Origin of the sequence: Microbacterium sp. NPDC056736, from assembly GCF_042790415.1 — a bacterium.
GTDB lineage: Bacteria > Actinomycetota > Actinomycetes > Actinomycetales > Microbacteriaceae > Microbacterium.
In genome coordinates, this window is record NZ_JBHTZE010000006.1 from 185,031 (window position 1) to 205,508 (window position 20,478).

At 69.7% G+C, this 20,478-nt stretch carries 23 protein-coding genes and 1 tRNA gene; 12 read left to right on the forward strand and 12 right to left on the reverse strand.

Annotation, left to right across the window (positions count from 1 at the left end):
• Positions 1-77: 77 nt before the first annotated feature.
• On the forward strand, positions 78-992 hold the full coding sequence (locus ACFRAL_RS13420; protein WP_378883685.1) for a phospholipase: 915 nt from the start codon (positions 78-80) through the stop codon (positions 990-992).
• An 84-nt stretch (positions 993-1,076) separates the two neighbouring features.
• Here ACFRAL_RS13420 and ACFRAL_RS13425 read toward each other — a convergent pair whose 3' ends face one another.
• Together ACFRAL_RS13425 and ACFRAL_RS13430 are read right to left on the reverse strand one after the other, a co-directional pair.
• Complete coding sequence (locus tag ACFRAL_RS13425) at positions 1,077-1,784, reverse strand: DUF899 family protein (RefSeq protein WP_336394708.1); 708 nt, start codon at positions 1,782-1,784, stop codon at positions 1,077-1,079.
• A gap of 522 nt (positions 1,785-2,306) precedes the next feature.
• Positions 2,307-4,106: a DUF2207 domain-containing protein gene (locus ACFRAL_RS13430; RefSeq protein WP_378883688.1), complete on the reverse strand. Its 1,800-nt coding sequence runs from the start codon at positions 4,104-4,106 to the stop codon at positions 2,307-2,309.
• Positions 4,107-4,148: 42 nt separating this feature from the next.
• Here ACFRAL_RS13430 and ACFRAL_RS13435 point away from each other — a divergent pair, with 42 nt between their 5' ends.
• Positions 4,149-4,589 carry a MarR family transcriptional regulator gene (locus ACFRAL_RS13435; protein ID WP_336394706.1) on the forward strand — a complete coding sequence of 147 codons (441 nt, stop codon included), beginning with the start codon at positions 4,149-4,151 and terminating at the stop codon, positions 4,587-4,589.
• A 16-nt stretch (positions 4,590-4,605) separates the two neighbouring features.
• On the opposite strand, the gene ACFRAL_RS13440 is transcribed toward ACFRAL_RS13435, so the two are convergent.
• Both ACFRAL_RS13440 and ACFRAL_RS13445 read right to left on the reverse strand, forming a co-directional pair.
• A complete protein-coding gene (locus ACFRAL_RS13440) occupies positions 4,606-5,340 on the reverse strand; it encodes an ABC transporter permease (protein WP_378883692.1) in 735 nt (244 codons plus the stop codon).
• On the reverse strand, positions 5,337-6,176 hold the full coding sequence (locus ACFRAL_RS13445) for an ABC transporter ATP-binding protein (protein ID WP_378883856.1): 840 nt from the start codon (positions 6,174-6,176) through the stop codon (positions 5,337-5,339). Before ACFRAL_RS13445 ends, ACFRAL_RS13440 begins: the two co-directional genes overlap by 4 nt.
• A gap of 107 nt (positions 6,177-6,283) precedes the next feature.
• Between ACFRAL_RS13445 and ACFRAL_RS13450 the strand changes: the two genes are divergently transcribed.
• Positions 6,284-6,868 carry a thymidine kinase gene (locus tag ACFRAL_RS13450; protein ID WP_378883694.1) on the forward strand — a complete coding sequence of 195 codons (585 nt, stop codon included), beginning with the start codon at positions 6,284-6,286 and terminating at the stop codon, positions 6,866-6,868.
• A gap of 27 nt (positions 6,869-6,895) precedes the next feature.
• Positions 6,896-8,089, forward strand: a complete 1,194-nt coding sequence (locus tag ACFRAL_RS13455) for a low temperature requirement protein A (RefSeq protein ID WP_378883696.1) — start codon at positions 6,896-6,898, stop codon at positions 8,087-8,089.
• Between the two features lie 111 nt (positions 8,090-8,200).
• On the opposite strand, the gene ACFRAL_RS13460 is transcribed toward ACFRAL_RS13455, so the two are convergent.
• From ACFRAL_RS13460 to ACFRAL_RS13470, 3 genes are all read right to left on the reverse strand, one after another.
• Positions 8,201-8,659: an Hsp20/alpha crystallin family protein gene (locus ACFRAL_RS13460; protein WP_378883698.1), complete on the reverse strand. Its 459-nt coding sequence runs from the start codon at positions 8,657-8,659 to the stop codon at positions 8,201-8,203.
• 108 nt (positions 8,660-8,767) lie between these two features.
• Positions 8,768-10,369: an L-serine ammonia-lyase, iron-sulfur-dependent, subunit alpha gene (locus tag ACFRAL_RS13465; RefSeq protein WP_378883700.1), complete on the reverse strand. Its 1,602-nt coding sequence runs from the start codon at positions 10,367-10,369 to the stop codon at positions 8,768-8,770.
• Positions 10,370-10,472: 103 nt separating this feature from the next.
• Positions 10,473-10,841 (reverse strand): methylmalonyl-CoA epimerase, encoded by a 369-nt coding sequence (locus ACFRAL_RS13470; protein ID WP_336394700.1) that lies wholly within the window; start codon positions 10,839-10,841, stop codon positions 10,473-10,475.
• Between the two features lie 110 nt (positions 10,842-10,951).
• Here ACFRAL_RS13470 and ACFRAL_RS13475 point away from each other — a divergent pair, with 110 nt between their 5' ends.
• Both ACFRAL_RS13475 and ACFRAL_RS13480 read left to right on the forward strand, forming a co-directional pair.
• Positions 10,952-11,119, forward strand: coding sequence for a hypothetical protein (locus tag ACFRAL_RS13475; RefSeq protein WP_336394699.1), 168 nt, complete (start codon positions 10,952-10,954; stop codon positions 11,117-11,119).
• Positions 11,120-11,182: 63 nt separating this feature from the next.
• Positions 11,183-11,371 carry a hypothetical protein gene (locus tag ACFRAL_RS13480; RefSeq protein ID WP_378883704.1) on the forward strand — a complete coding sequence of 63 codons (189 nt, stop codon included), beginning with the start codon at positions 11,183-11,185 and terminating at the stop codon, positions 11,369-11,371.
• Between the two features lie 28 nt (positions 11,372-11,399).
• On the opposite strand, the gene ACFRAL_RS13485 is transcribed toward ACFRAL_RS13480, so the two are convergent.
• Positions 11,400-11,606: a dodecin family protein gene (locus ACFRAL_RS13485; RefSeq protein WP_378883707.1), complete on the reverse strand. Its 207-nt coding sequence runs from the start codon at positions 11,604-11,606 to the stop codon at positions 11,400-11,402.
• A 198-nt stretch (positions 11,607-11,804) separates the two neighbouring features.
• Between ACFRAL_RS13485 and ACFRAL_RS13490 the strand changes: the two genes are divergently transcribed.
• The 5 genes from ACFRAL_RS13490 to ACFRAL_RS13510 all read left to right on the forward strand — a co-directional run bounded on the left by ACFRAL_RS13490 (position 11,805) and on the right by ACFRAL_RS13510 (position 16,525).
• Complete coding sequence (locus tag ACFRAL_RS13490; protein ID WP_378883710.1) at positions 11,805-12,272, forward strand: hypothetical protein; 468 nt, start codon at positions 11,805-11,807, stop codon at positions 12,270-12,272.
• A complete protein-coding gene (locus ACFRAL_RS13495) occupies positions 12,269-13,246 on the forward strand; it encodes a cation diffusion facilitator family transporter (protein WP_336394696.1) in 978 nt (325 codons plus the stop codon). Before ACFRAL_RS13490 ends, ACFRAL_RS13495 begins: the two co-directional genes overlap by 4 nt.
• 416 nt (positions 13,247-13,662) lie before the next feature.
• Positions 13,663-14,553, forward strand: coding sequence for a class I SAM-dependent methyltransferase (locus ACFRAL_RS13500; protein WP_378883713.1), 891 nt, complete (start codon positions 13,663-13,665; stop codon positions 14,551-14,553).
• A 35-nt stretch (positions 14,554-14,588) separates the two neighbouring features.
• Positions 14,589-15,452, forward strand: a complete 864-nt coding sequence (locus ACFRAL_RS13505) for an SMP-30/gluconolactonase/LRE family protein (RefSeq protein ID WP_378883715.1) — start codon at positions 14,589-14,591, stop codon at positions 15,450-15,452.
• Between the two features lie 233 nt (positions 15,453-15,685).
• Entirely contained in the window at positions 15,686-16,525 is an 840-nt protein-coding gene (locus ACFRAL_RS13510; RefSeq protein WP_378883717.1) for a hypothetical protein, read from the forward strand.
• Positions 16,526-16,656: 131 nt separating this feature from the next.
• Here the strand turns inward: ACFRAL_RS13510 and ACFRAL_RS13515 are convergent.
• Positions 16,657-16,729, reverse strand: a tRNA-Arg gene (locus ACFRAL_RS13515).
• A gap of 121 nt (positions 16,730-16,850) precedes the next feature.
• A complete protein-coding gene (locus ACFRAL_RS13520) occupies positions 16,851-17,477 on the reverse strand; it encodes an asparagine synthase (RefSeq protein ID WP_336394692.1) in 627 nt (208 codons plus the stop codon).
• A 191-nt stretch (positions 17,478-17,668) separates the two neighbouring features.
• Between ACFRAL_RS13520 and ACFRAL_RS13525 the strand changes: the two genes are divergently transcribed.
• Positions 17,669-17,866 (forward strand): hypothetical protein, encoded by a 198-nt coding sequence (locus ACFRAL_RS13525; protein WP_336394691.1) that lies wholly within the window; start codon positions 17,669-17,671, stop codon positions 17,864-17,866.
• 66 nt (positions 17,867-17,932) lie between these two features.
• Here the strand turns inward: ACFRAL_RS13525 and ACFRAL_RS13530 are convergent, their stop codons facing one another.
• Positions 17,933-18,877, reverse strand: coding sequence for an aldose 1-epimerase family protein (locus ACFRAL_RS13530; RefSeq protein WP_336394690.1), 945 nt, complete (start codon positions 18,875-18,877; stop codon positions 17,933-17,935).
• Positions 18,878-18,962: 85 nt separating this feature from the next.
• Positions 18,963-20,474, reverse strand: a complete 1,512-nt coding sequence (araA, locus tag ACFRAL_RS13535; RefSeq protein WP_378883722.1) for an L-arabinose isomerase — start codon at positions 20,472-20,474, stop codon at positions 18,963-18,965.
• Between the last annotated feature and the right edge of the window lie 4 nt (positions 20,475-20,478).

Sequence of the window (20,478 nt, forward strand, 5' to 3'; positions counted from 1 at the left end):
GACTTGTGTGTCCGACCCGAGGGCGCACGGGCGCCGGTACCCGCGGCGCGATACCCGAGAGATTCGTTACGTTCCCCATGCATACACACCAGTCGCCTGCTCCCTCCCGTCGCTCCCTCCGCCGCCGTCACCGACTCTTCGGCCCGGCCGTCGCCACCGGCACCGCCTTCGGCATCATCCTGACCGCGGGCCTCACGCTCGCCTCCCCCGCCCTCGCGGCCGCCGCCCCGCTGGCCGCCACCGCGATCGCCACCGCCGCCGCGCCGGATGCCGCCGCGGAGACCCTCCGCGACATCCGCGTCGAAGCCCAGGGCACGCTCCTGGCCGCTCGCGTCGCGCAGACCGAGGCCGATGCCCTCACGGCCGACATCGAGGCCTCGGGTCTCGACATCGGCGTCGAGGACACCACGATCGAGACGTCGGCGCTGCACGATGCCGCCGAGCGCCTCTCGAAGCTCGACGTCGTGCCCATGCTGCTCATCCCCGGTCTCGCCGCCGACGCCACGGCCGTCACCGCCGAGGTGCAGGAGCGCGTCGCCGACCTGCGCGGGCACCTCGACGCGGCCAAGGAGAAGAAGGCGGCCGAAGAGGCAGCCGCAGCCGCCGCCGCTGCTGCCGCCGCCGAGGCGCAGCGCCAGGCGGAGGCAGCCGCTGCCGCCGCGGCCGCGCTGGCCGCCGCCAACACCGTCGACGGCGCGAAGGCCACGGCCCGCCAGATGGCGGCGTCGCAGTACGGCTGGGGCGACGGCGAGTTCTCGTGCCTCGACTCGCTGTGGGACAAGGAGTCCGACTGGAACTATCAGGCCTACAACGGCTCGAGCGGCGCGACGGGCATCCCCCAGTCGCTCCCGGGCGACAAGATGGCCAGCTTCGGCTCCGACTGGCAGACCAACGCGACGACGCAGATCGCGTGGGGCCTGGATTACATCAAGCGCGCCTACGGCACACCGTGCGCCGCGTGGGGACACAGCCAGGCCACGGACTGGTACTGACCGGCGCGCGCTGATCGGCGCGCTCGGATGACGGATGCCGCACCCCGGCCGCAGTCGCGGGGTGCGGCATCCTCGTCTTGAGGCTCAGTCGCGACGGGCCGAGCCGGCTCCGTAGAGCTCTGCCACCTGCTGCGAGCTGAGCCAGCCGTCGAACGTGTCCGATCGCGGCCAGCCCTCCGGAGAGTCCTGCCAGGACTCCTGCCGTCCGAACGGGAGGAGATCGATGAGCGGGAAGGTATGGCTCAGCTGCTCGGTGCCGCGGCCGTCGGTGTGCCACGTGCGGTACACCGTGTCGCCGTCGCGGAGGAAGACGTTCACCGCGAACCCGCCGCCGGCCGGCGCATCCATGTCGGCGCCGAACGGGCTGTCCGCCGTCGAGAACCACTCCATCCGGTTCCCCGTCCTCTCCTTGTAGGCCAGCGCCTCGTCGATCGGCCCCGTCGTGACGATCACGAAGCGCGCATCGTACGGCTCGAGGAACTCCAGCCGGGTGAACTGCGAGGTGTACCCGGTGCAGCCGGGGCAGTGCCATTCCTTCCCCTCGAACCACATGTGGTGGTACGTGATCAGCTGCGTCCTGCCGTCGAAGACGTCGACGAGCCGCACCGGCCCGTCCTTCCCGACGAGCATGTAGTCCGGCAGCTCCACCATCGGCAGGCGCCGCCGCTGCGCGGCGATGGCGTCGAGCTCACGAGTGGCTGCCTTCTCGCGGACACGGAGCTCGGCGAGTTCTCGGCGCCACGACTCGGCGTCGACGACGGGCGGAAGAGCGTGGTCGGTCGTGCTCGGCATCGGGACCTCCCAGTGTGCGGATGCGTATGTTCACACTGTACACATCCCGACGCCGTGGTCAAGGGCCGCGTCGCTCGGCTCGGCGCGGATGCGCGGCCCGCACTCTCAGCGAATTCATCACAAGAAGATAACGGCGAAAGCTTCCCTCTGTTACCTCGTCGTTATAGAGTGCTTGCACGGTAGTTGTTTTGCTGTGGCAGCTGCCGGCATGTGATTGCAGGACACTCTTGGTGCAAGGGACAAGGGCCGGTCGGTAGCCTCTCCGACCGGCCCTCACCCTGTGCGGACACTTCCTCCCACCCCTGGCCGCGATCCATCACGAAAACATAACGACGAATGCTTGCCACCGTTACCTGGTCGTTATAGAGTGCTTGCACGGTAACTGTTTTGCTGTGGCAGCTGCCGACATGTGATTGCAGGACACTCTTGGTGCAAGGGACAAGGGCCGGTCGGTAGCCTCTCCGACCGGCCCTTACTCTTGCCGCGACCCGGATCAATGCGACGAAGGAGCGTTGATGCGGGTCACACTCCGCCGCCTCCGCCGCCGCCCCCGCCGCCGCCGGCGGACCCGCCGCCGGACGAACCGCCGGAGGACGACGAAGACGCGGCCGAGGCGGAGAGGGTCGAGATGCCCGCCGAGAACGCCGCGGCGTTGAAGCCCGAGGTGCCCGCGTACCAGGTCGGCGAGTTGCCCTCGCCGTAGAGGACCGCGAGCTCCTTCGACCACTCCTTCTCCTGCCCGAACACGACCGCGTACGGCAGGAGGGTCTCGTAGAGCTTGAGCTTCACACGCGGATCGGAGATGTCGACCGCAACCCGCTCCGCGCCCTGCGGCGACTGCAGCATGCGGATGCGGTCGGCCTCTGCCCACTCGATGAACTGCTTCAGCCCCCCGAGGTGGTCGCGCGCCTCGGCCCCGGCGGCGGTGAGCGGCCTGCGCGCGACCATCGCCCCGACGATGATCGCGACGAACGCGGCGGCGATGATCAGCATGATCGGCCACAACGGATTCACGAAGGCGGCGAGTGCGCCGAGGCCGAACAGGAGCACCAGCACCGCCGAGCCGATCGCGATGACGATCGGCCACACCCGGGCCTTGAGCGGCACCGCACGTCGCAGGCCGCGCGTCCCGAGCTCCGAGGCGGCCGCCTTGAGCACCTTCTGTGCGGTGGTGGAGAACCGGGTGTCGGTGCGGCCGAACTCGAACTCCTCCCCCGGCACGCCACTGGGGAAGAGGCCGGGCAGCAGCATCCGTCCATCCCCGTCCGCGAGCGCGGGGTTCACCAGCACGGCCTTCAGCCGCGTGCCGCCGAACCACTTCGGGGGACCCTCCTCGATGCGGATGCTGCCGACCACCGCCTGCTCGAGCACCTCGGCCGGGATCGCCTTGGTCGTGCGGCCCAGCAGCACGGCGCTCTCGAGCGCGTCGATCCCGCGCGGCGGCGTGTACTCGGCGATGATCACGGGTCGCCCCGGATCGTCGCGCAGGTGACGGACGCGCGCGACCGCCGCGAGCGCGAGCGCGCTCCCGAGGCCCACCAGCGCGACGCCGGCCTGCAGCCAGCCCCACGGCGACGCGAAGTACGAGGAATCGAACTCGGTGAACGTGTCGGGTTCGAACCCGATCGCGATCGTCATGGTCTGGTACGGCTGAAGACCCTCGACGGATGCCACGACCGCGCCTGCGTCGTCGCGGATGGGGCACGTCTGGTCGTCGCCCTGCTGCCCGAAGTAGCACGCCTGTGCGCCGGTGCGCGCGGCGGCGAGCTCGTCGGGCATCGTCACGCGCGCCGTCACGCGACCGAACGGCTGCGGCCACGCGGTGCCGTTGACGTCCCAGTAGAACTCGTCCGCGCCGGTGTCGGCGAAGTACCGCGTGACGTTCTCGAGCGTGTAGGTGAAGACGTACGTCTGGGCCCCGTGCACGTAGCCGTCGGCTCGGGACGTCATGATGTAGAACCCGTCCTCGGACTCCGTCTCCGCCGCCCGCTCGGCGCCGCTCTCGTCGGTGATCGACACGAGCTGCGGGTTCAGTGGTGCCCCTTGATACGAGTCCGGGATGATGCGGCGCATCCCCCGGTTCTGGTCGATGTCGGGGAACCGGGCGACGAAGGTCTCGACGACGGTGAGCGTGCTGGTGCCGTCGCCTGTGCGGCCGAGCTGGTACTCGACGTCGAGGCTGTCGAACGAGAAGTCGTCGACGCCGGCGTGCGCCGGTACCGGCATGGCGAGCGCGAGCAGCAGACCGGCGAACACGGCGAGCGCGAGGCCGGCGATCCCGAGTCGCCGTGCGCGCGAAGGCACGGCAGCAGAAGTCCCCATGGGGCCAGCCTAGGGTCGACCCGAGGCTCTAATCTGGACGCTATGACCGATCGCCGCCTCGCCATCGACGCCTGGGAGAGTCTCTTCCGCGCGCAGCATGAGGTGTTCGGCGACATCAACGACGACTTCCACGACGACAGCCTGAGCCAGGCCGAGTACGACGTCCTGCTCACGGTCACCCGAGCCGCCGACATGACCGCGCGCCTGCGCGACGTGACGGCGAACATGCTCATCAGCCAGCCCAGCGTCTCGCGGCTGGTCGACCGCATGGTGACGCGCGGCCTGCTGACGAAGTGCGCGGATCCCGACGACGGCCGCGGAGCGCTCGTCACCGCGACGGATGCCGGTGCATCGCTGTTCCGCCGGATCGCGAGCGCGCACGGACGTGCGATCGCCGAGCGGATGTCGCTGCTCTCGGACGATGAGCTGGCTCAGCTGCGCGACCTCACGGCCAAGCTGCGCAAGAAGCAGCCCAGCTGCTGAGCCGCGGGCCGGTCCGTCACGGTGTGCGACGGCGGAGCGTGAGGGACGCCAGGATGAGCGAACCGACGGCGAACGCGACCACGACGAGCAGTGGCGCGAACACGTCCCATCCCTCGTCTCCGGCCGTCACCGCGTTGATCGTGTCGATCGCATAGCTCAGCGGCAGCACCTTCGAGATCTGGTACAGCGCGTCGGGCATGTCCTCGCGCGGCATGAACAGTCCGCCGAGGATGATCTGCGGGAACACGATCAGCGGCATGAACTGCACCGCCTGGAACTCCGTCCGCGCGAACGCGCTCGCGAACAGTCCGAGCGCGCTGCCCAGGATCGCGTCGACGACGGCCACGAGGCCGAGTTGCCAGAGCGGTCCGTCGACGTCGAGCCCGCACACCCACACCGCGAAGGTGACGGTGACGATCGCCTGCAGGGTCGCCATCAGCCCGAAGGCGAGGCCGTACCCCAGGATGAAGTCGGTCTTGCGGATCGGGGTCGTCATCAGGCGCTCGAGCGTGCCCGACCTGCGCTCACGGAGGGTCGTGATCGAGGTGATGAGGAACATGACGATGAACGGGAAGAGCGCCAGGATGGGCCCCCCGAACTGGTCGAAGACGCCGTCCAGATCGCTGAACAGCCACGCGAACAGCCCGACCAGCAGGCTCGGGGCGACGAGCATCAGCGCGATCGAGCGCGGGTCGTGGCTCAGCTGCCGCAGCACGCGGCCGGCGGTCGCGACGGTCAGGGTGCCGTTCACGGCGCACCCCCGTCCTTCGCGCGTCGCCCGGGCGCGTCCGCGTTCCGGCGTGCCTCACGGCGGGTCAGGGCGTGGCCTTCGTGGGCGTCGGCCGGGGTGTCCTGCGCCCGCCGCAGTGCGTCGTGCTGGACGAGCGCGAGGAACGCGGCATCCGGATCCGTCTCTCCGGTGTCGGCGAGCAGACCGCCGGGGGTCGTGTCGGCGATGATGCGCCCTGCCCTCATCAGCACCAGCCGGTCGCACCGCAGCGCTTCGTCCATGACGTGACTCGACACGATGAGCGTCGCCCCTGCGTCGGCGAGTGCGCGGAAGACGTCCCAGAGCTCGGCGCGCAGCAGCGGGTCCAGGCCCACCGTCGGCTCGTCCAGCACGAGGAGCTCCGGCGCGCCGAGCATCGCCACACCGAGCGAGACCCGCGTCTCCTGGCCGCCGCTGAGGGAGTCGATGGTCTGGTCGCGCTGGTCGGCGAGCCCGACCTGCTCGATGACGCGGTCGACGTCCGAGCGGTGGGCGCCGACGAGCCGGGCGAAGTACCGCATGTTCTGCCGGATGGTGAGGTCGCCGTAGACCGACGCCGCCTGCGTGTCGTACGACACCCGCCGGCGCAGCGCCGCCGATCCGGCCGGCTCCCCCAGCACGGTGACGGTGCCGCCCTCGACCTTCTGCACGCCCACGATCGCGCGCATCAGTGTGGTCTTGCCGCAGCCGGACGGTCCCAGAAGGCCCGTGATCTCTCCACGCGGAACTTCGAGATGAAGGTCCCTGAAGACCTCGGTGGTGCCGCGCCTCACGTGCAGCCCGCGCACCGTGACGGCATCCGCTGCAGGCATATTCATCACGTGTGAACAGTGACCCCGCGGCGCCACGCCGTCAAGAGGTCCGGAGACGCAGGCCCGGAGTCCGGGCACCGCGTCCGGGGACGGGCAGCCGTAGGGTGGGCGCCATGCACACACGCAACCAGGCCAGGCTGCAGGTGGTGGCCGGTCCGATGTTCGCCGGCAAGTCCGAGGAGCTGCTGCGGCGGGTCCGCCGCGCGCGCATCGCCGGGCTGTCGGTCGAGGTGCTCAGCCATGCGCTCGACGATCGGCGCGGCGAGGGTCAGGTCAGCTCCCATTCGGGACTCAGCGTGGCGTCGAGGCCGGTCGCCGACGTCGCCGGGCTCGTGTCCGCCGTGCGCGGCAGGGACCTGGATCTCGTCGCCGTCGACGAGGCGCAGTTCTTCGGTCCCGAGCTCGTCGGCGCCGTGGACGGGCTGGTCGCCGACGGCGTGGACGTCGTGGTGTCGGGCCTGTGCGTCACGTTCGACGGGGAGCCCTTCGAGCCCCTCCCGTCGCTGATGGCGATCGCCGAGGACGTGATCAAGCTGACCGCGGTGTGCGCCGTGTGCGGGGAGGACGCCGCATTCCATCAGCGGATCTCGGCAGCGGATGCCGGTGACGCCAGGATCCCGACCCTCGCGCAGATCGGCGGCATCGAGTCCTATCAGGCCCGCTGCCGCCGGCATTTCACCGGCCGCGGGAGCCGGTGAACGAGGGCCGCAGTGCCAGGATGAGGCATGACCTTTGGGCTGGCGCGCGATGTGATGCGCCCGACCGACTCGCCGCGCGCCGACCGCGTCACCTATGTCGAGCTCTTCTTCGACCTCGTCTTCGTGTTCGCCCTGACGCAGCTGTCGAGCTATCTCGCCGAGCAGCAGAATCCGGCGGGCCTGCTCGAGGGCGTGATCATGGTGTGCGCCCTGTGGTGGGCGTGGGTCTCGACCACGTGGGTCACGAACTGGCTCGACCCCGTCGCGCTGCCCGTGCGCGGCGTCGTGATCGGCCTCGCCTTCGTGGCCCTGGTGATGAGCGTGGCGATCGCGGAGGCGTTCGGCGAGCGGGCGTGGGCATTCGCCCTCGCCTACGTCGTGCTGCAGATCGGCCGCACGGCGTTCATCGTGTGGGCGACGCGTCGCCATGACCGCCAGGTGTCGCACGACTTCACGCTGGTGCTGGTCTGGACGGCTGTGGCCGCGGGCCTGTGGATCGCCGGGGCACTGCTGCCGCTGTGGTGGCAGCTGCCGCTCTGGGCGGCCGCCCTCGCCGTGGAGCTCCTCGGCACCATCCTCGGCTTCCCCGTCCCCGGACGCGGCCGCGTGCTCATCGGCGCCTGGGACCTCTCCGGGCCCCATATCGCCGAGCGCACGGCCCTGTTCGTCCTCATCGCCCTGGGCGAGGGGCTCCTGGTCACCGGGTTCGCCTTCGTGGCGAAGGAGTCATCGGCCGAGTCCATCATCGCCATGGCGGCGGCGTTCGCCGCCGCGGCCGCCATCTGGTGGATCTACTTCGATCACGGCGAGCGCTTGGGCTCGGAGGCGATCGAGGCGGCCGACGAGCCCGGCCGCCTCGCGCGGACGGCGTATACCTGGATCCACCTCGCCATCATCGGCGGGATCGTCGCGCTGAGCGTGGGCGACAAGGAGGCCCTCGCCCATCCGCGGGCAGCCGGCTTCGCGCCCACGGTCGCCGTGCTGCTGGGCCCGCTGCTGTTCCTGATCGGCTGCGTCCTCTTCCGGCGCGTGCTCGAGCAGCGGTGGGCGCGTGCCCAGCTCGCGGGCATCGCGGCGCTGCTGGTCGTCGGCGCGGTGGCGCTGGCCTCGGGCGGGATCGGTGCGCTGTGGCTCACCGTCGCCGCCTCCGTCGTGCTCGCCGGAGTCGCCGCGGGCGAGACGCTCGATCGCGTCCGCCGCGGCCGCCGCAGCGGAGGCTGAGCGGGCCCGGACCGGCTGCTGCGGCCTCGCTCCCGGGCCGTGCGGAAAGACGGGATGCCCCGTCCCCGGCGTGGGGACGAGGCATCCGTCGATCGTGCGCGGCTCAGCCGGTCACTGCTCGATGGGCTGCGGCGCGTCCGAGGTGGACTCGTGCGCCTGGATGGTGGGCGACGACCCCTCGGTCGTCACCTCGACCTTGCGCGGCTTCGCCTTCTCGCTGACGGGGATCGTGACGCTCAGCACGCCGTTGTTGTAGCTGGCGGAGATGCTGTCGGTGTCGATCCCCTGGCCGAGGTTGAGCTGCCGCAGGAAGCTCGCGGCCTCGCGCTCACGGGTGATCCACTTGACGTCTTCGCCGCTGTGGAGGGTGCGCTCGGCGCGGATGGTCAGGAGCTGGCCGTCCACGTCGATGTCGACGGATCCCGGGTCGATGCCCGGCAGATCGGCGGTCAGGACGTAGTGGTCGCCATCGCGGTACAGGTCCATCGGCATGCGGCGCGGGCCGCGTCGCGTGTCGAAGAGACTCGACGCCAGACGATCGAGATCACGGAACGGGTCATACGTAGCCATGGTTGTCTCCTCTCGTTCTTGGAGTTGAGTCGAGTCGACTCAACTAATCACAGATTAGCACTCGAGGGGTGCGAGTGCTAGGTCCGCTGTTCGCCGTGAACGAACGCGTCAGCACTCGATGACGTTGACCGCGAGCCCGCCCTCGCTCGTCTCCTTGTACTTGTGCGACATGTCGATCCCCGTCTGCCGCATCGTCTCGACCACCGCATCGAGCGAGACGTAGTGCGAGCCGTCGCCGCGCAGCGCGAGCCGCGCCGCAGTGACGGCGGTGGACGCCGCGATCGCGTTGCGCTCGATGCACGGAATCTGCACCAGCCCGCCGACCGGGTCGCAGGTGAGGCCGAGATGGTGCTCCATCGCGATCTCGGCCGCGTTCTCGATCTGGCGGTTGGTGCCGCCCATCACGGCGGTGAGCCCGCCGGCGGCCATCGCGCACGCCGACCCGACCTCCGCCTGGCAGCCGCCCTCGGCCCCCGAGATCGACGCGTTCGCCTTGAAGAGAGAGCCGAGCGCCGTCGCGGTGAGGAGATACCGACGGATGCCGCGGCGACGGTTCGCCTCGGCGACCTCGCGCTCGTCCCACCCGGCGACCGCCTCGGGCGCGGCGGCATGCCCGTGGTAGCCGAGGAGGGCGCTGCCGACGAGCTCGCTGTACGGGGTGACCGCGTTGCCGGCGCCGAGCCCCGAATCGGCGAGGAAGCGCCACCAGTACATCGCCACGGCGGGCACGATCCCCGCGGCGCCGTTCGTGGGCGCGGTCACCACGCGGCCACCGGCGGCGTTCTCCTCGTTGACCGCGAGCGCGAAGGCACCGAGCCACTCCCCCGGGAGTTCGCGGCGACCGTCCGCTTCCGCCGTCTCGAGCTGTGCGCGGATGGCAGCGGCACGCCGCTTCACGCCCAGCATGCCCGGCAGCACGCCGTCGGCGCGCAGACCGGCCTCGACGCAGGCGGCCATCGCATCCCAGATGGCGTCCAGCCCCTCGGCGACCTGCTCCTCGCTGCGAAGCGCCGTCTCGTTGAGGCGGGCGGCCTCGGCGATCGTGAGGCCCCGCTCATCGCACAGCGCCAGCAGCTGCTCGGCGCTGTCGAAATCCATCGGGTACACAGACGCCGACGCAGTGGCGCCCGCGCCGGTCGACGGGTCACCCTCGCGGCGGATGAATCCGCCTCCGACCGAGTAGTACGTCTCGCGGGCGATGAGGCCGGCACCGGACACCGGCTCGATCTCGACCGTCGCGGCGGACGCGCCGGTCTCGCGGATGCCGGGACCGCTCAGCGCGCGTGCCGGGCCGTCGTCAGCGGATGCCCACGCCTCCAGCGTCATCGCGTTCGGGTGCGCGGGCAGCCTGGTCCGCGGCGCGAAGACGACGTCGTCGCGCCGGAACGGCACGGCGTGGACGCCCGCGACGGCGAGCGTCTCGCCGTCGGGCCATCCGCTCCACGCCGCACGGACGGCATCCGGATCCACCGTCTCGGGTTCGTGTCCCTGCAGGCCTGCGACCACCGCGTCCGGCGTGCCGTGGCCGATGCCGGTCGCGCCGAGCGAGCCGTAGAGCGTGCAGGTGACCCGCCGCACGCGGGGCAGCGCACCGGAGGCGCGCAGCCGCACGGCGAAGTCGTGGGCCGCCCGCATGGGGCCGACCGTGTGGGAGCTCGAGGGTCCTACGCCGATGGAGAACAGCTCGAACGCCGAGACGTAGGCGCTCATCGCCACCAGGCTAAAGCACGCCCCGTGCGATCTGCAGGGCGTTACCGAGTCGATAGGAGCACGATGCGCGCATCACGGCGATTCCGCGAGGCAGTCTGTCGACTCACGCCGAAGGCCGGAACGAGACGAGCCCCACCGTGTTGCCCTCGGAGTCCTTCACGAAGGCCTGCCACTCGTCGTGCCCGGCGGGCCCGAGCGTGTCGTCGGTGTGCGTGAAGATGACGTGCGGGGGCGAGACCACGTCCGCGCGACCCCCGAGCCGCTCGAGTGCCCTGTCGACGTCGTCGACGCGGAGGTAGAGGAGAGACGGTGGGGCCGCGCGATCGAGCAGGAGTCGCACCCCGTCGAGGTCGAAGAAGAGGAGCCCGGGCGGATCGAAGACAGCGGTTGCAGGCGCTTCGAGCAGTGCGGAGTAGAAGGCCGCAGCACGCTCGAGATCCTCGGCGTGCTGCGCGACCTGCACGAGTCTCATGGCGTCATTGTGGCCCGCCCGTACGCGACGTGCCAGGCCGCACGCAACCCCCCTCGCGCCGGAGCGAATCGGGGAGTATTCAGGAGGGAATCGACCTCTGGAGGTGGACCATGCTGTTCGTCATCTATCTGATCCTGCTCATCGGCGGGATGGTGCTGTTGGGGATCTCGTTCTCGCTGCCGATCCTCTCGGCACCGGCGTTCGTGCTCGGCGTGCTGATCGTCTGCGGCGCGGTCGCGGTGCCGATCACGGCAGGGATCTTCGAGCAGCGGAGGTAGCGCGCGCCGTCTCCGCCGGGGCGCGTCGACGTACGCTGGGTTTCTTCCGCGAAGGGGGCTGCGATGTCCGTCCACGATGAGCACGTACCCGCACACCGGGTGCCCGGGCCCGGCGAGCCGGACATCCCGGAGATCGAACTCGACGAGACCATCGCTCCTCGGCCCGAGGAGGAGGCCGCCGACCTGCTGCGGGCGGAGCCGGACGTGGCGGATCACCGCGACAGCGCGCACGATGACCGAACACAGTCGTGACCGTGGGGTCCTGATGGTGACGCCCGGCTTACTCCGGCGCGTACTTGAACGACAGCTGGATCCGGGTGCGGAACAGCAGCGCGCCGTCGTCGCCGACCACGACGTCCTGTTTCGTGACCTCCGCCACGCGCAGGTCGTGGAGCGACCCGGACGCTGTGGTGATCGCTTCTCGGGCCGCCTCCTCCCACGAGGACGCACTCGTGCCGACGACATCGATCACTCGATACACGCTCATCTCGACCTCCATCGCTCGATGCGGACAGGTCCATGATGATGGCGCACACGCCCAGAGGGAAGGGGCCCCAGGATCAGCGCGACGTCGTTTCCGGCTGCGGGCCGGGATCGTCCCCATCATGAGGTCGACGGGGAGACGATCGCGCCGCCTTCGTTGCGCCTCGCCGGGCCTTCGTAGGCGCGCGCCTATCGTGATGTCATGTGGAGAGTCCTGGCGCTGACGACATCGCTGCTCCTGCTGACCGGATGCGCCGCCGTTCCCGCGGATCCCCAAGGCACATTGGATCGCGTGTCGGGCGGCACCCTGAACGTCGGCGTGTCCCCCAACGGGGACTTCACCTCCGTCACCGGAGACGCGGTGGCCGGCTCAGAGGCTGCGCTTGTCGAGTCGTTCGCCGAGACGGTCGACGCGGAGATCGAGTGGACGGTCGGCTCCGAAGAGGCACTGGTGCGGGCGCTGGAGCGGGAGGATGTCGATCTCGTGATCGGCGGGCTGACTGATGCCACGCCGTGGGCGGACAAAGCGGGCGTGACGAGGCCGTACGGCGAGTTCACCGACGAGGACGGGAAGAGGCACAAGCTCGTGATGCTGGTCCCGATGGGCGAGAACGCGTTCCTCACCAGCCTCGAGACCTTCCTCACGCACGAGGCTGCGAGGTTGCGATGAGCATCAGCTTCGGCAGGACCAAGCTGCCTGAGAAGCAGGTCCAGGTCCTGCATCGGGCCATCCGGCTCGAGTGGATCACGATCGGCTTTCTCGCCGTCAGTGTCATCCTCGTGTTCCTCGTGCTCGGCAACTCGCAGGCGATGAAGGCCGCCTGGCTCGAAGACCTGCTGTCATTCATCCCTCCGATCGCTTTCCTCATCGCGGTACGGATCAACCGGAGGCCACCCACTCCCGACCATCCCTACGGCTTTCACCGGTCGGTGGGGGTCGGGCACCTCGTGGCCGCGGTGGCGCTCACAGGGATGGGAACCTTCCTCATCATCGATTCGGGTACGGGGCTCCTCCGCGGCGAGCACCCGACGATCGGAACCGTCGTGCTGTTCGGCCAGGTGATCTGGCTCGGGTGGCTGATGATCGGCGTCATGGCCGTCATCGCCGTGCCACCCGTCATCATCGGGCGGGCAAAGCTGAAGCTCGCACGCGAGCTGCACAACAAGGTGCTCTACGCCGACGCCGACATGAACAAGGCCGACTGGATGACAGCGGCCGGTTCCATCGTGGGCGTCGCCGGCGTCGGCATCGGGCTCTGGTGGCTCGACTACGTCGCCGCACTCTTCATCTCCGGGAGCATCCTCCACGACGGCTTCCGCAATCTGCGCGCCGCGACCCTCGACCTGATGGATGAGCGCGCGACCACCTTCGACGACAAGAAGCCGCACCCCGTCGGCCGAGAGGTGGAGAAGTACCTTCGCGGACTGCCGTGGGTCGCCGAAGCGGGGTGCCGTACGCGCGACGAGGGGCACGTGTTCCACATCGAGGCGTTCGTCGTCCCGCGCGAGGGTCAGCCGCCTTCGATGGATCACCTCGAGAGCGCCCGGCTCGCGTGCATCGAGATCGACTGGAAAGTCCAGGACATCGTGCTCGTGCTCGTCCCCGAACTCCCGGATGTCGTGCAGCCGGAACCGGCCGTCTGACCCGGTCCCGCCACTCGACCGCATGGCAGCGGGGTCATGTGCGGCATCGCCGCCTTTGCGATGCCGTACGACGACTCGCCGGGCCGCGCCACGCTGCCTTCCTGCGACGCGATGTTCACGATGGCCCCGCCGGACGGCATGAGGAACAAGAAGGGAGGCGAACTGCAGCAGAAACGAGAAGAGGGGCCCTGGCGCCGACCGTGGCAGTCGCAATGCTCAACGGCCTCGCACCTGGGCGCTCCGCACTGGGGAGGCTGCCTGGATTCGCCGGCTCGGCCCTCGACCGGCGATCGATACGTATGCGCGCTACCCGACGGACACGCGTGCGCTGCGGCCGTTGATCTCCCTCAACGGGTGCCCGAAGGAAGTAGCCGTGCCTTGGTCTGCGCGCGTGGCGCTGGCTACGCTCCTTGATCGTGATCTACCAGGACCCTCTTGCATATCTGCTCGGCATCGAAGGGTCCGCTCTGCTCGACGCATGGGCCGGTGACCACGATCAAGCCTTCGTCGAAGACCGGGTCGCCGAGATCCGCCGATTGCTCGCCGACGGGAAACTCCAGAATCGCGGGGTGCTCGCGGAGCGCGTGGCCGCTGACGTCGCCTATCAGCAGCAGGCATCTGATTACGACGCGAATGCGGGCGGTGGCCTCTTCGCGATCGACGAGCCGGTCATCACCGAATGGCTGGCGCACCGCGAGGGTGGCGTCGCCCTGGATGCCGCGTGCGGCACAGGCCGATTCGCGCGGATCCTCGCCGACCTCGGCCACACCATGATCGGCGTCGACGGGTCACAGGACATGCTCGAACTGGCCCGCGAGCGTGTCCCGGAGGGCGACCTCCACCTGGGATCAGTCGATCGACTGCCTCTCGCCGACCGATCGGTCGATGTGGTCGTGTGCGCGCTCGCGCTCGTCCACCTCAGCGATCTCGGCCCGGTGTTCGCCGAGTTCGCCCGCGTGCTGCGCCCGGGTGGCGCGCTCCTCATCTCAGACGTGCATCGCGAGCTCACCACGATCGGCTCGGGCATCAAGGGTCTGGGACCCGACGGCGAGCGCCGCCTAGCCCCGGCATTCCGGCATTCCCTCGGCGACTATCTTCGGGCCGCGCTCGCCGCGGGACTCGAGCTGCGCGCCGTCGAGGAGCCCGCCCTCCACTGGGATGATTCGCCGCTGCCGAGGCCGAGCGCCGAGATCGGCGACTGGCCGGCGTGGCCATGGTCCCTGTTGGCATACGTACCTGAGGCGGCGCGCGCGGTCTCCGGCCGTCCGCAGCTGCTCCTTCTGCACTTCGCTCAGCCTGCGTCTTGAGCCTGCGCCCTGCCCCCGGGAGAGTTGACCCTGGAATGACCGAGACCACGCCTCTGATTCAGCCGGGTGCACAGCTGGAGCGCCTGTACACCGGTATGGCGTGGGCCGAGGGACCGGTCTGGCTCCCGGATGCTGGAGCCGTGCGCTGGAGCGATATCCCGAACGACAGGATCCTGCAGTTCGACGCCGCGACCCGGCGCGTAGACGTGTATCGAGCCGGAGTCGAGTTCACGAACGGTCGGACCCTCGATCTCGAGGGTCGGGTCGTGCAGTGCTCGCACGGACTGCGCCGGATCGAGCGCGACGTCGACGGGGTCGTGACGCCGATCGTCGATCGGTGGGACGGTGTGCGCTTCAATTCGCCGAACGACGTGGTGGTCGCTTCGGACGGCGCGATCTGGTTCACCGATCCGCCCTACGGCATCCTTTCCGATCACGAAGGACACGCCGCGGCGCCCGAGTACGAAGGATGCTTCGTGTTCCGCTTCGACGAGCGGATGGGAGAGCTGCGGCCGGTGATCACCGATATGGTGCATCCGAACGGACTCGCGTTCTCACCGGATGAGACGGTCCTCTACGTGTCGGACACGGCAGGGGCCACGCAACCGGGCGTCCCCCGCCACATCCGCCGCTACCGCGTGCGCGACGGCGCATGCGATCAGGGAGAGACCTTCGCGCTGATCGAGGACGGAGTGTGCGACGGCCTGCGCGTCGACGCCCGCGGGCGCGTCTGGGCATCCAGCGCCACCGGCGTCGTCGTCTTCGATGCGGAGGGTGCCCGTGTCGGCGCGATCCCCCTTCCCGAGATCGTGTCCAACGTCTGCTTCGGCGGCGAGGACGGTACGACGCTTTACATCACCGCATCCACCAGCCTCTACCGCATCCACATCAACCTGTAACGCCGAGGACCGGGAGGTCCAGGATGCGGATCGTCGTGGTTGGGGGGCGACCTGGCACGTCGGGGATATCTGATCCCTGGGCTGGTCACAGACGGCGGTCGCCGGCCATGTCCAAGGACGAAGGGGACCGCAGCCTACGATCGCCGGGGTCGGCGATGGACCCTCGTGAGCGACCGCAGTCGGTAGCACGATGCATCGTGAACCGTCTCGGCCCGATCCGGACACTACTTGGTATGAGCGCAGACAACGAGATCATCAAACGGTCGACCGACATCCCTTCCGCCGCTGCCGAACCATTCGAGAGAAACGGGAAGGTGGTCGGGGCGTTCCCCGCCTGGCGGGTCGGCGCGGACGCGGCGCAATCGAATGCCTTCGAGGCCTACGCGGACTTCCCTCGAGCTTCGGGAGACGCCGTGGCAACCATCGACCGGCACGCGGTACGCACCGTGTCCGCCCTCGCAGGCGTGGCGCTCCTCGTCGTGGCGCTCGCCGCCTGCGCGACGCCACCCGAGGCTTCCGTCAGCACCCCGCCGACCGCATCCAGCCCACCTCCGCCGAGGGGGACTCCTTCTTCGTCGGCCGCCCCTTCTGACGATGGGGCGACCGCCCTGGTGCTTCCGGGAGCGTGCGCAGACATCTACTCCGACGCGATGTTCGCCCACCTGACAGCCACGGCGCCGCCGCTCAACGATCCCCTGCATACCACGCCGTCCACGGAGCTGGCGGCCGGCCGGGAGGTACTCGAAGAGGCCCCGACTCTCCGGTGCACCTGGGGCGGGGCATCCGAGTACGGACTCTCGACCAACGTCACCATGGTGGATTCGGGGCAATCGACATCAGTCGCGCAGGCCGCCGTCGAGTCCGGGATGACGTGCAAGCAGCACGCCGAGGGCACGATCTGCCGGACCCGGGAGGACGTCTTCGTCGACGGGGAACTCTACGCCACCGTGGGAGAGACGCACTACTTCCGGGATACCGGCTGGGTCGCCACGCACTGGACCAACTTCGCGCCGGACGGTTACACGGAAGACATCGTCGCCACGTTGTGGCCGTCACTCGCGCCGACCGAGTAATCAACCGCGCGGCGCCGACGCTCGATCGTCGGATCCTGACTCCGTTGCCGCCAACCCAGCGATGGACCGCAGAAACAAGAAGAGCGCCGGCGAACCGGCGCTCTTCTCGAGGTCACTGTCTCAACACAGTGCGCGCCCGAAGGGACTCGAACCCCTAACCTTCTGATCCGTAGTCAGATGCTCTATCCATTGAGCTACGGGCGCATGTCGTTCGCAGCAGCGCACAACGTCGTCAAGAATACCTCACGGCCACCCACGGCGCGAATCGGCGGGAGGATGCCGGATTCCCGGGCGTGTCCGCCCCTCGCCGGCCGTCGCGCTGACGTCAGGAGTCGAGCTCGCTGGCGTCGATGCCGGAGATGCGCGGAGAGGGAGTCGGGGTCGGGCCGGAGGGCGCGGCATCCGTCTTCGCATCCTGATGGCGCTTGTGGGAGGCCAGACGCGGGAGGTCGACCAGGCGGATCGACTGCATGCGCGCGGCCCGCATGCGGTCGTAGTCGGGGTCGAGCTCTGGTCGCATGCCCTCGACGCGCAGCCTTCGCTGGAGGTTGGCCTCGACGTCGCCCCAGGCGGCGTCGCGGGACTGCTCGATGAGCGTGCGCACCACGTGCGGGTCGTCGGCCATGCGACGCAGCGCGTGGGCGACGCCGGCGTACTGACGGCCCCTCCGGCGCAGGTTGCGGGTGTCGCGGTCGCGGTAGTCGTGCGTGCCGTCGGGGTCGGTGAACTTGCCCCAGGCCTTCTTGCGCTGGCTCCTCACGAGCGCGGCCGCCTGGTCCTGCTCGTCGGCCAGCGCGATCAGCGTCTCGTGGGCGAACGGCGTGAACGTCGCCACGTCGAACGGCGCGTCGTGTGCGATCGTCTCGACGAGGATCCGGTTGCGGATGGCCAGCCGAGCGGCGGCGGACGCGATGGACACCCCTTCGGCGATCGCCTCTGCGGTCTTGCCCATCGCACCTCCCTCGAAAAGGCTAGCGTCCGCCGGGCGTTCGCGAGTCCGGAAGAACGAGAGGCCGCGGGCGACGACGTCGACTCCCCTGCGCTGCCGCTCTAGCGGACCCGGGCCGGGGAATCAAGGCCCCCCTCTGAAAGCGGGGGTCCCACGTAGCGTCGGAGTCACATCCCTCTCGAGAGGAGTGACCGATGGGATTCATGGATGACGCCAAAGAGACGGCCGAGGCCGTCGGCGAAAAGGTCAAGCGTGGATTCGAAGACACGACAGATCGCATCGGCGACAAGGTCGACGAGATGAAGGCGGATGCCGAGGTTCGCAAAGCCGAGCGCGAGCGAGACTCGGTGAAGACGCGCAACGACATCAAGGAAGACCTGCGGGACAACTGACCCGCACCTGAAGAAGGCGGAGCCGCCCGGGGGGCCGGCTCCGCCTTCGTCATGTCACGGCAGAGATCAGTCGATCGCGGCGATGCGCCAGGACGCGGTGACGGATGCCGCCGGCTCGATCTCGATGAGACCGGCGTCGTAGTCGTACGACGAGGCGTTGAAGGCATCCGGTGCGCAGGTCATCGGCTCGACGGCGAGCCCGAGACGGCTCTGCGCCGGGTCGGGCTTGTCGGCGGTGTGCACCTGCACCCAGGGGCACGTGGCATCCCACGTCATCTGCACGCCGGAGCCGGCGGCATCCGTCACGCGAACCGTGGCGTAGCCGTCGGCATCGCGGATCAGTCCGGAGTACGCGTGGTCGATCTCGGCGGAGCCGATGACCCGCGGCGAGCGGAAGTCGAACCGCTCGGGGTCGTCGGCGTCCACCGCGACCAGGCCGGTGGGGATGAGGCGGTCGGGGGTGACTGCGAGCACCTGAGCGGCGGGCAGCTCGAGAGTCCAGCCGTCGACGCGACCGTCCCCGGCAACGAGGTACGGGTGCGGCCCGGTCCCCCAGGGCGCCGGCTGCTCGCTCTCGTTGTGGGCGGTGACCGACTGCGTGAGGCCGTCAGGACCCAGCGAGAACGTCGTCGTGATGACCAGGCGCCACGGGTAGAACGTCTGCGGCTGGATGACGGCGGCGAGCGTCACGTGGTCGGGCCCCTTGTCGACGGCCTCGAAGTCGAGCCACGTCGCCAGGCCGTGCAGCGCGTGCGAGCGCGCCGGCTCAGTGAGGGGCAGCTGGAAGTCGCGGCCGCCGAACGAGTAGGTGCCGTCGACCACGCGGTTGGGCCACGGTGCGAGGGTCGCACCTCGATGCGCCGGACGCACCTCGTCGGCCTCGAACGGCACGACGAGGTCGCGGCCCCGGTAGGTGAGCGAGCGCAGCGTCGCACCGACGCTCGCGACGACGGCCTCGTAGTCACCCGCACGCAGCGCGTGCTGGGTTCCGGAAGCGGGGGGACGTGCCATGTGGGCTCCTTGCGGAAGGGGGGCGGATGCCGCCAACCAGAGTAGCGGCGAGGTTCGGGGCGCTCGAACCCGGGGATTACGAAGGTCAGAGCCCCTGGGCGAGGCGGTAGTACGCCTGGTTCCAGCGCAGCTCGCGCTGGAAGCCGCGCACGGTGGTGTCCTCGTCGATGAGGACGAGCTCGGTGGCGGCGATGTCCGCGAAGTCGCGGAACACCTCGATGCCGACCGCGGTGGTCATCACGGTGTGGTGTGCGGCGCCGGCGGCGAGCCAGCAGGCGGCGCTGGTGGCGAAGTCCGGTGCCGGCTTCCACACCGCCCGGCCCACGGGGAGCTTGGGCAGGTCAGGGGCGTCGACGTTCTCGACGACGTTGGCGACGAGGCGGAACCGGTCGCGCATGTCGCTCATCGCGACGACGAGCGCGGGGCCGGGGTCGGCGGTGAAGACCAGGCGCACCGGGTCGTCCTTGCCGCCGATGCCGAGCGCGTGCACCTCGAGACGCGGCTTCGCGGTGGTCAGCGACGGCGAGACCTCGAGCATGTGCGCGCCGAGGATCTTCTCGTCTCCGGCGACGAGGTCGTAGGTGTAGTCCTCCATCAGACTCGCCCCGCCGGGGAGGCCCGCGCCCATGACGTTGGCGATCCGGACGAGGATCGCGGTCTTCCAGTCGCCCTCGGCCCCGAACCCGTACCCCTCGGCCATGAGCCGCTGCACCGCCAGGCCCGGCAGCTGCTTCAGCGCGCCGAGGTCCTCGAACGACGTGGTGAACGCGCCGAAGCCGCCCTCCTCGAGGAACGACCGCAGGCCGAGCTCGATGGCGGCGCCGTCGCGCAGCGACTGGTGGCGGTCGCCGTCGGGCCGCAGCTCGGCCGCGACGTCGTACTCATCGAGGTAGACCTGCACCAGCGCGTCGACATCCGCGTCGGTCTGGGCCTCCACCGCGGCGACGAGCTCGTTCACGCCCCACGTGTTCACCTGCACCCCGAACCGCAGCTCCGCCTCGGTCTTGTCGCCCTCGGTCACGGCGACGTAGCGCATGTTGTCGCCGAAGCGGGCGAGCTTGAGCGACCGCGACGCCGCCCAGCCCGCGGCGGCGCGCTGCCAGTCCTCCACCTGCTGCCGCACCGCCGGGTTGGAGACGTGACCCACGACCGTCTTGCGCGCCACGCCCAGGCGGGTCTGGATGTACCCGAACTCGCGGTCGCCGTGCGCGGCTTGGTTCAGATTCATGAAGTCGAAGTCGATGTCGGCCCACGGCAGCTCCACGTTCGCCTGCGTGTGCAGGTGCAGCAGCGGCTTGCGGAGTGCGTCGAGTCCCGCGATCCACATCTTCGCCGGGCTGAACGTGTGCATCCACGCCACGACGCCGATGACGTCGTCGCGGGCGTTGACGTCGAGGGCGAGGCGGCGGATCGAGTCCGAGTCCTTCAGAACCGGCTTCCACACGACCTTGACCGGGAGGCCGGCCAGACCCTCGGCCACGGCCTGGGACTGCTCGGCGACCTGGCGCAGGGTCTCTTCGCCATAGAGGTTCTGGCTGCCGGTGACGAACCAGACCTCGTAGGTGTCGAGCGAGGTGGACAGGGGCGTGCGGGTCATCGTT

Bases quoted from the DNA above. Each gene is read 5' to 3' on its own strand.
- araA (WP_378883722.1), bottom strand. From the start codon at position 20,474: ATGACCCGCACGCCCCTGTCCACCTCGCTCGACACCTACGAGGTCTGG.
- ACFRAL_RS13520 (WP_336394692.1), bottom strand. From the start codon at position 17,477: ATGGGCAAGACCGCAGAGGCGATCGCCGAAGGGGTGTCCATCGCGTCC.
- ACFRAL_RS13425 (WP_336394708.1), bottom strand. From the start codon at position 1,784: ATGCCGAGCACGACCGACCACGCTCTTCCGCCCGTCGTCGACGCCGAG.
- ACFRAL_RS13445 (WP_378883856.1), bottom strand. From the start codon at position 6,176: ATGAATATGCCTGCAGCGGATGCCGTCACGGTGCGCGGGCTGCACGTG.
- ACFRAL_RS13435 (WP_336394706.1), top strand. From the start codon at position 4,149: ATGACCGATCGCCGCCTCGCCATCGACGCCTGGGAGAGTCTCTTCCGC.
- ACFRAL_RS13470 (WP_336394700.1), bottom strand. From the start codon at position 10,841: ATGAGACTCGTGCAGGTCGCGCAGCACGCCGAGGATCTCGAGCGTGCT.
- ACFRAL_RS13530 (WP_336394690.1), bottom strand. From the start codon at position 18,877: ATGGCACGTCCCCCCGCTTCCGGAACCCAGCACGCGCTGCGTGCGGGT.
- ACFRAL_RS13475 (WP_336394699.1), top strand. From the start codon at position 10,952: ATGCTGTTCGTCATCTATCTGATCCTGCTCATCGGCGGGATGGTGCTG.
- ACFRAL_RS13485 (WP_378883707.1), bottom strand. From the start codon at position 11,606: ATGAGCGTGTATCGAGTGATCGATGTCGTCGGCACGAGTGCGTCCTCG.
- ACFRAL_RS13455 (WP_378883696.1), top strand. From the start codon at position 6,896: ATGACCTTTGGGCTGGCGCGCGATGTGATGCGCCCGACCGACTCGCCG.
- ACFRAL_RS13460 (WP_378883698.1), bottom strand. From the start codon at position 8,659: ATGGCTACGTATGACCCGTTCCGTGATCTCGATCGTCTGGCGTCGAGT.
- ACFRAL_RS13465 (WP_378883700.1), bottom strand. From the start codon at position 10,369: ATGAGCGCCTACGTCTCGGCGTTCGAGCTGTTCTCCATCGGCGTAGGA.
- ACFRAL_RS13430 (WP_378883688.1), bottom strand. From the start codon at position 4,106: ATGGGGACTTCTGCTGCCGTGCCTTCGCGCGCACGGCGACTCGGGATC.
- ACFRAL_RS13490 (WP_378883710.1), top strand. From the start codon at position 11,805: ATGTGGAGAGTCCTGGCGCTGACGACATCGCTGCTCCTGCTGACCGGA.
- ACFRAL_RS13450 (WP_378883694.1), top strand. From the start codon at position 6,284: ATGCACACACGCAACCAGGCCAGGCTGCAGGTGGTGGCCGGTCCGATG.
- ACFRAL_RS13480 (WP_378883704.1), top strand. From the start codon at position 11,183: ATGTCCGTCCACGATGAGCACGTACCCGCACACCGGGTGCCCGGGCCC.
- ACFRAL_RS13510 (WP_378883717.1), top strand. From the start codon at position 15,686: ATGAGCGCAGACAACGAGATCATCAAACGGTCGACCGACATCCCTTCC.
- ACFRAL_RS13525 (WP_336394691.1), top strand. From the start codon at position 17,669: ATGGGATTCATGGATGACGCCAAAGAGACGGCCGAGGCCGTCGGCGAA.
- ACFRAL_RS13495 (WP_336394696.1), top strand. From the start codon at position 12,269: ATGAGCATCAGCTTCGGCAGGACCAAGCTGCCTGAGAAGCAGGTCCAG.
- ACFRAL_RS13420 (WP_378883685.1), top strand. From the start codon at position 78: ATGCATACACACCAGTCGCCTGCTCCCTCCCGTCGCTCCCTCCGCCGC.
- ACFRAL_RS13505 (WP_378883715.1), top strand. From the start codon at position 14,589: ATGACCGAGACCACGCCTCTGATTCAGCCGGGTGCACAGCTGGAGCGC.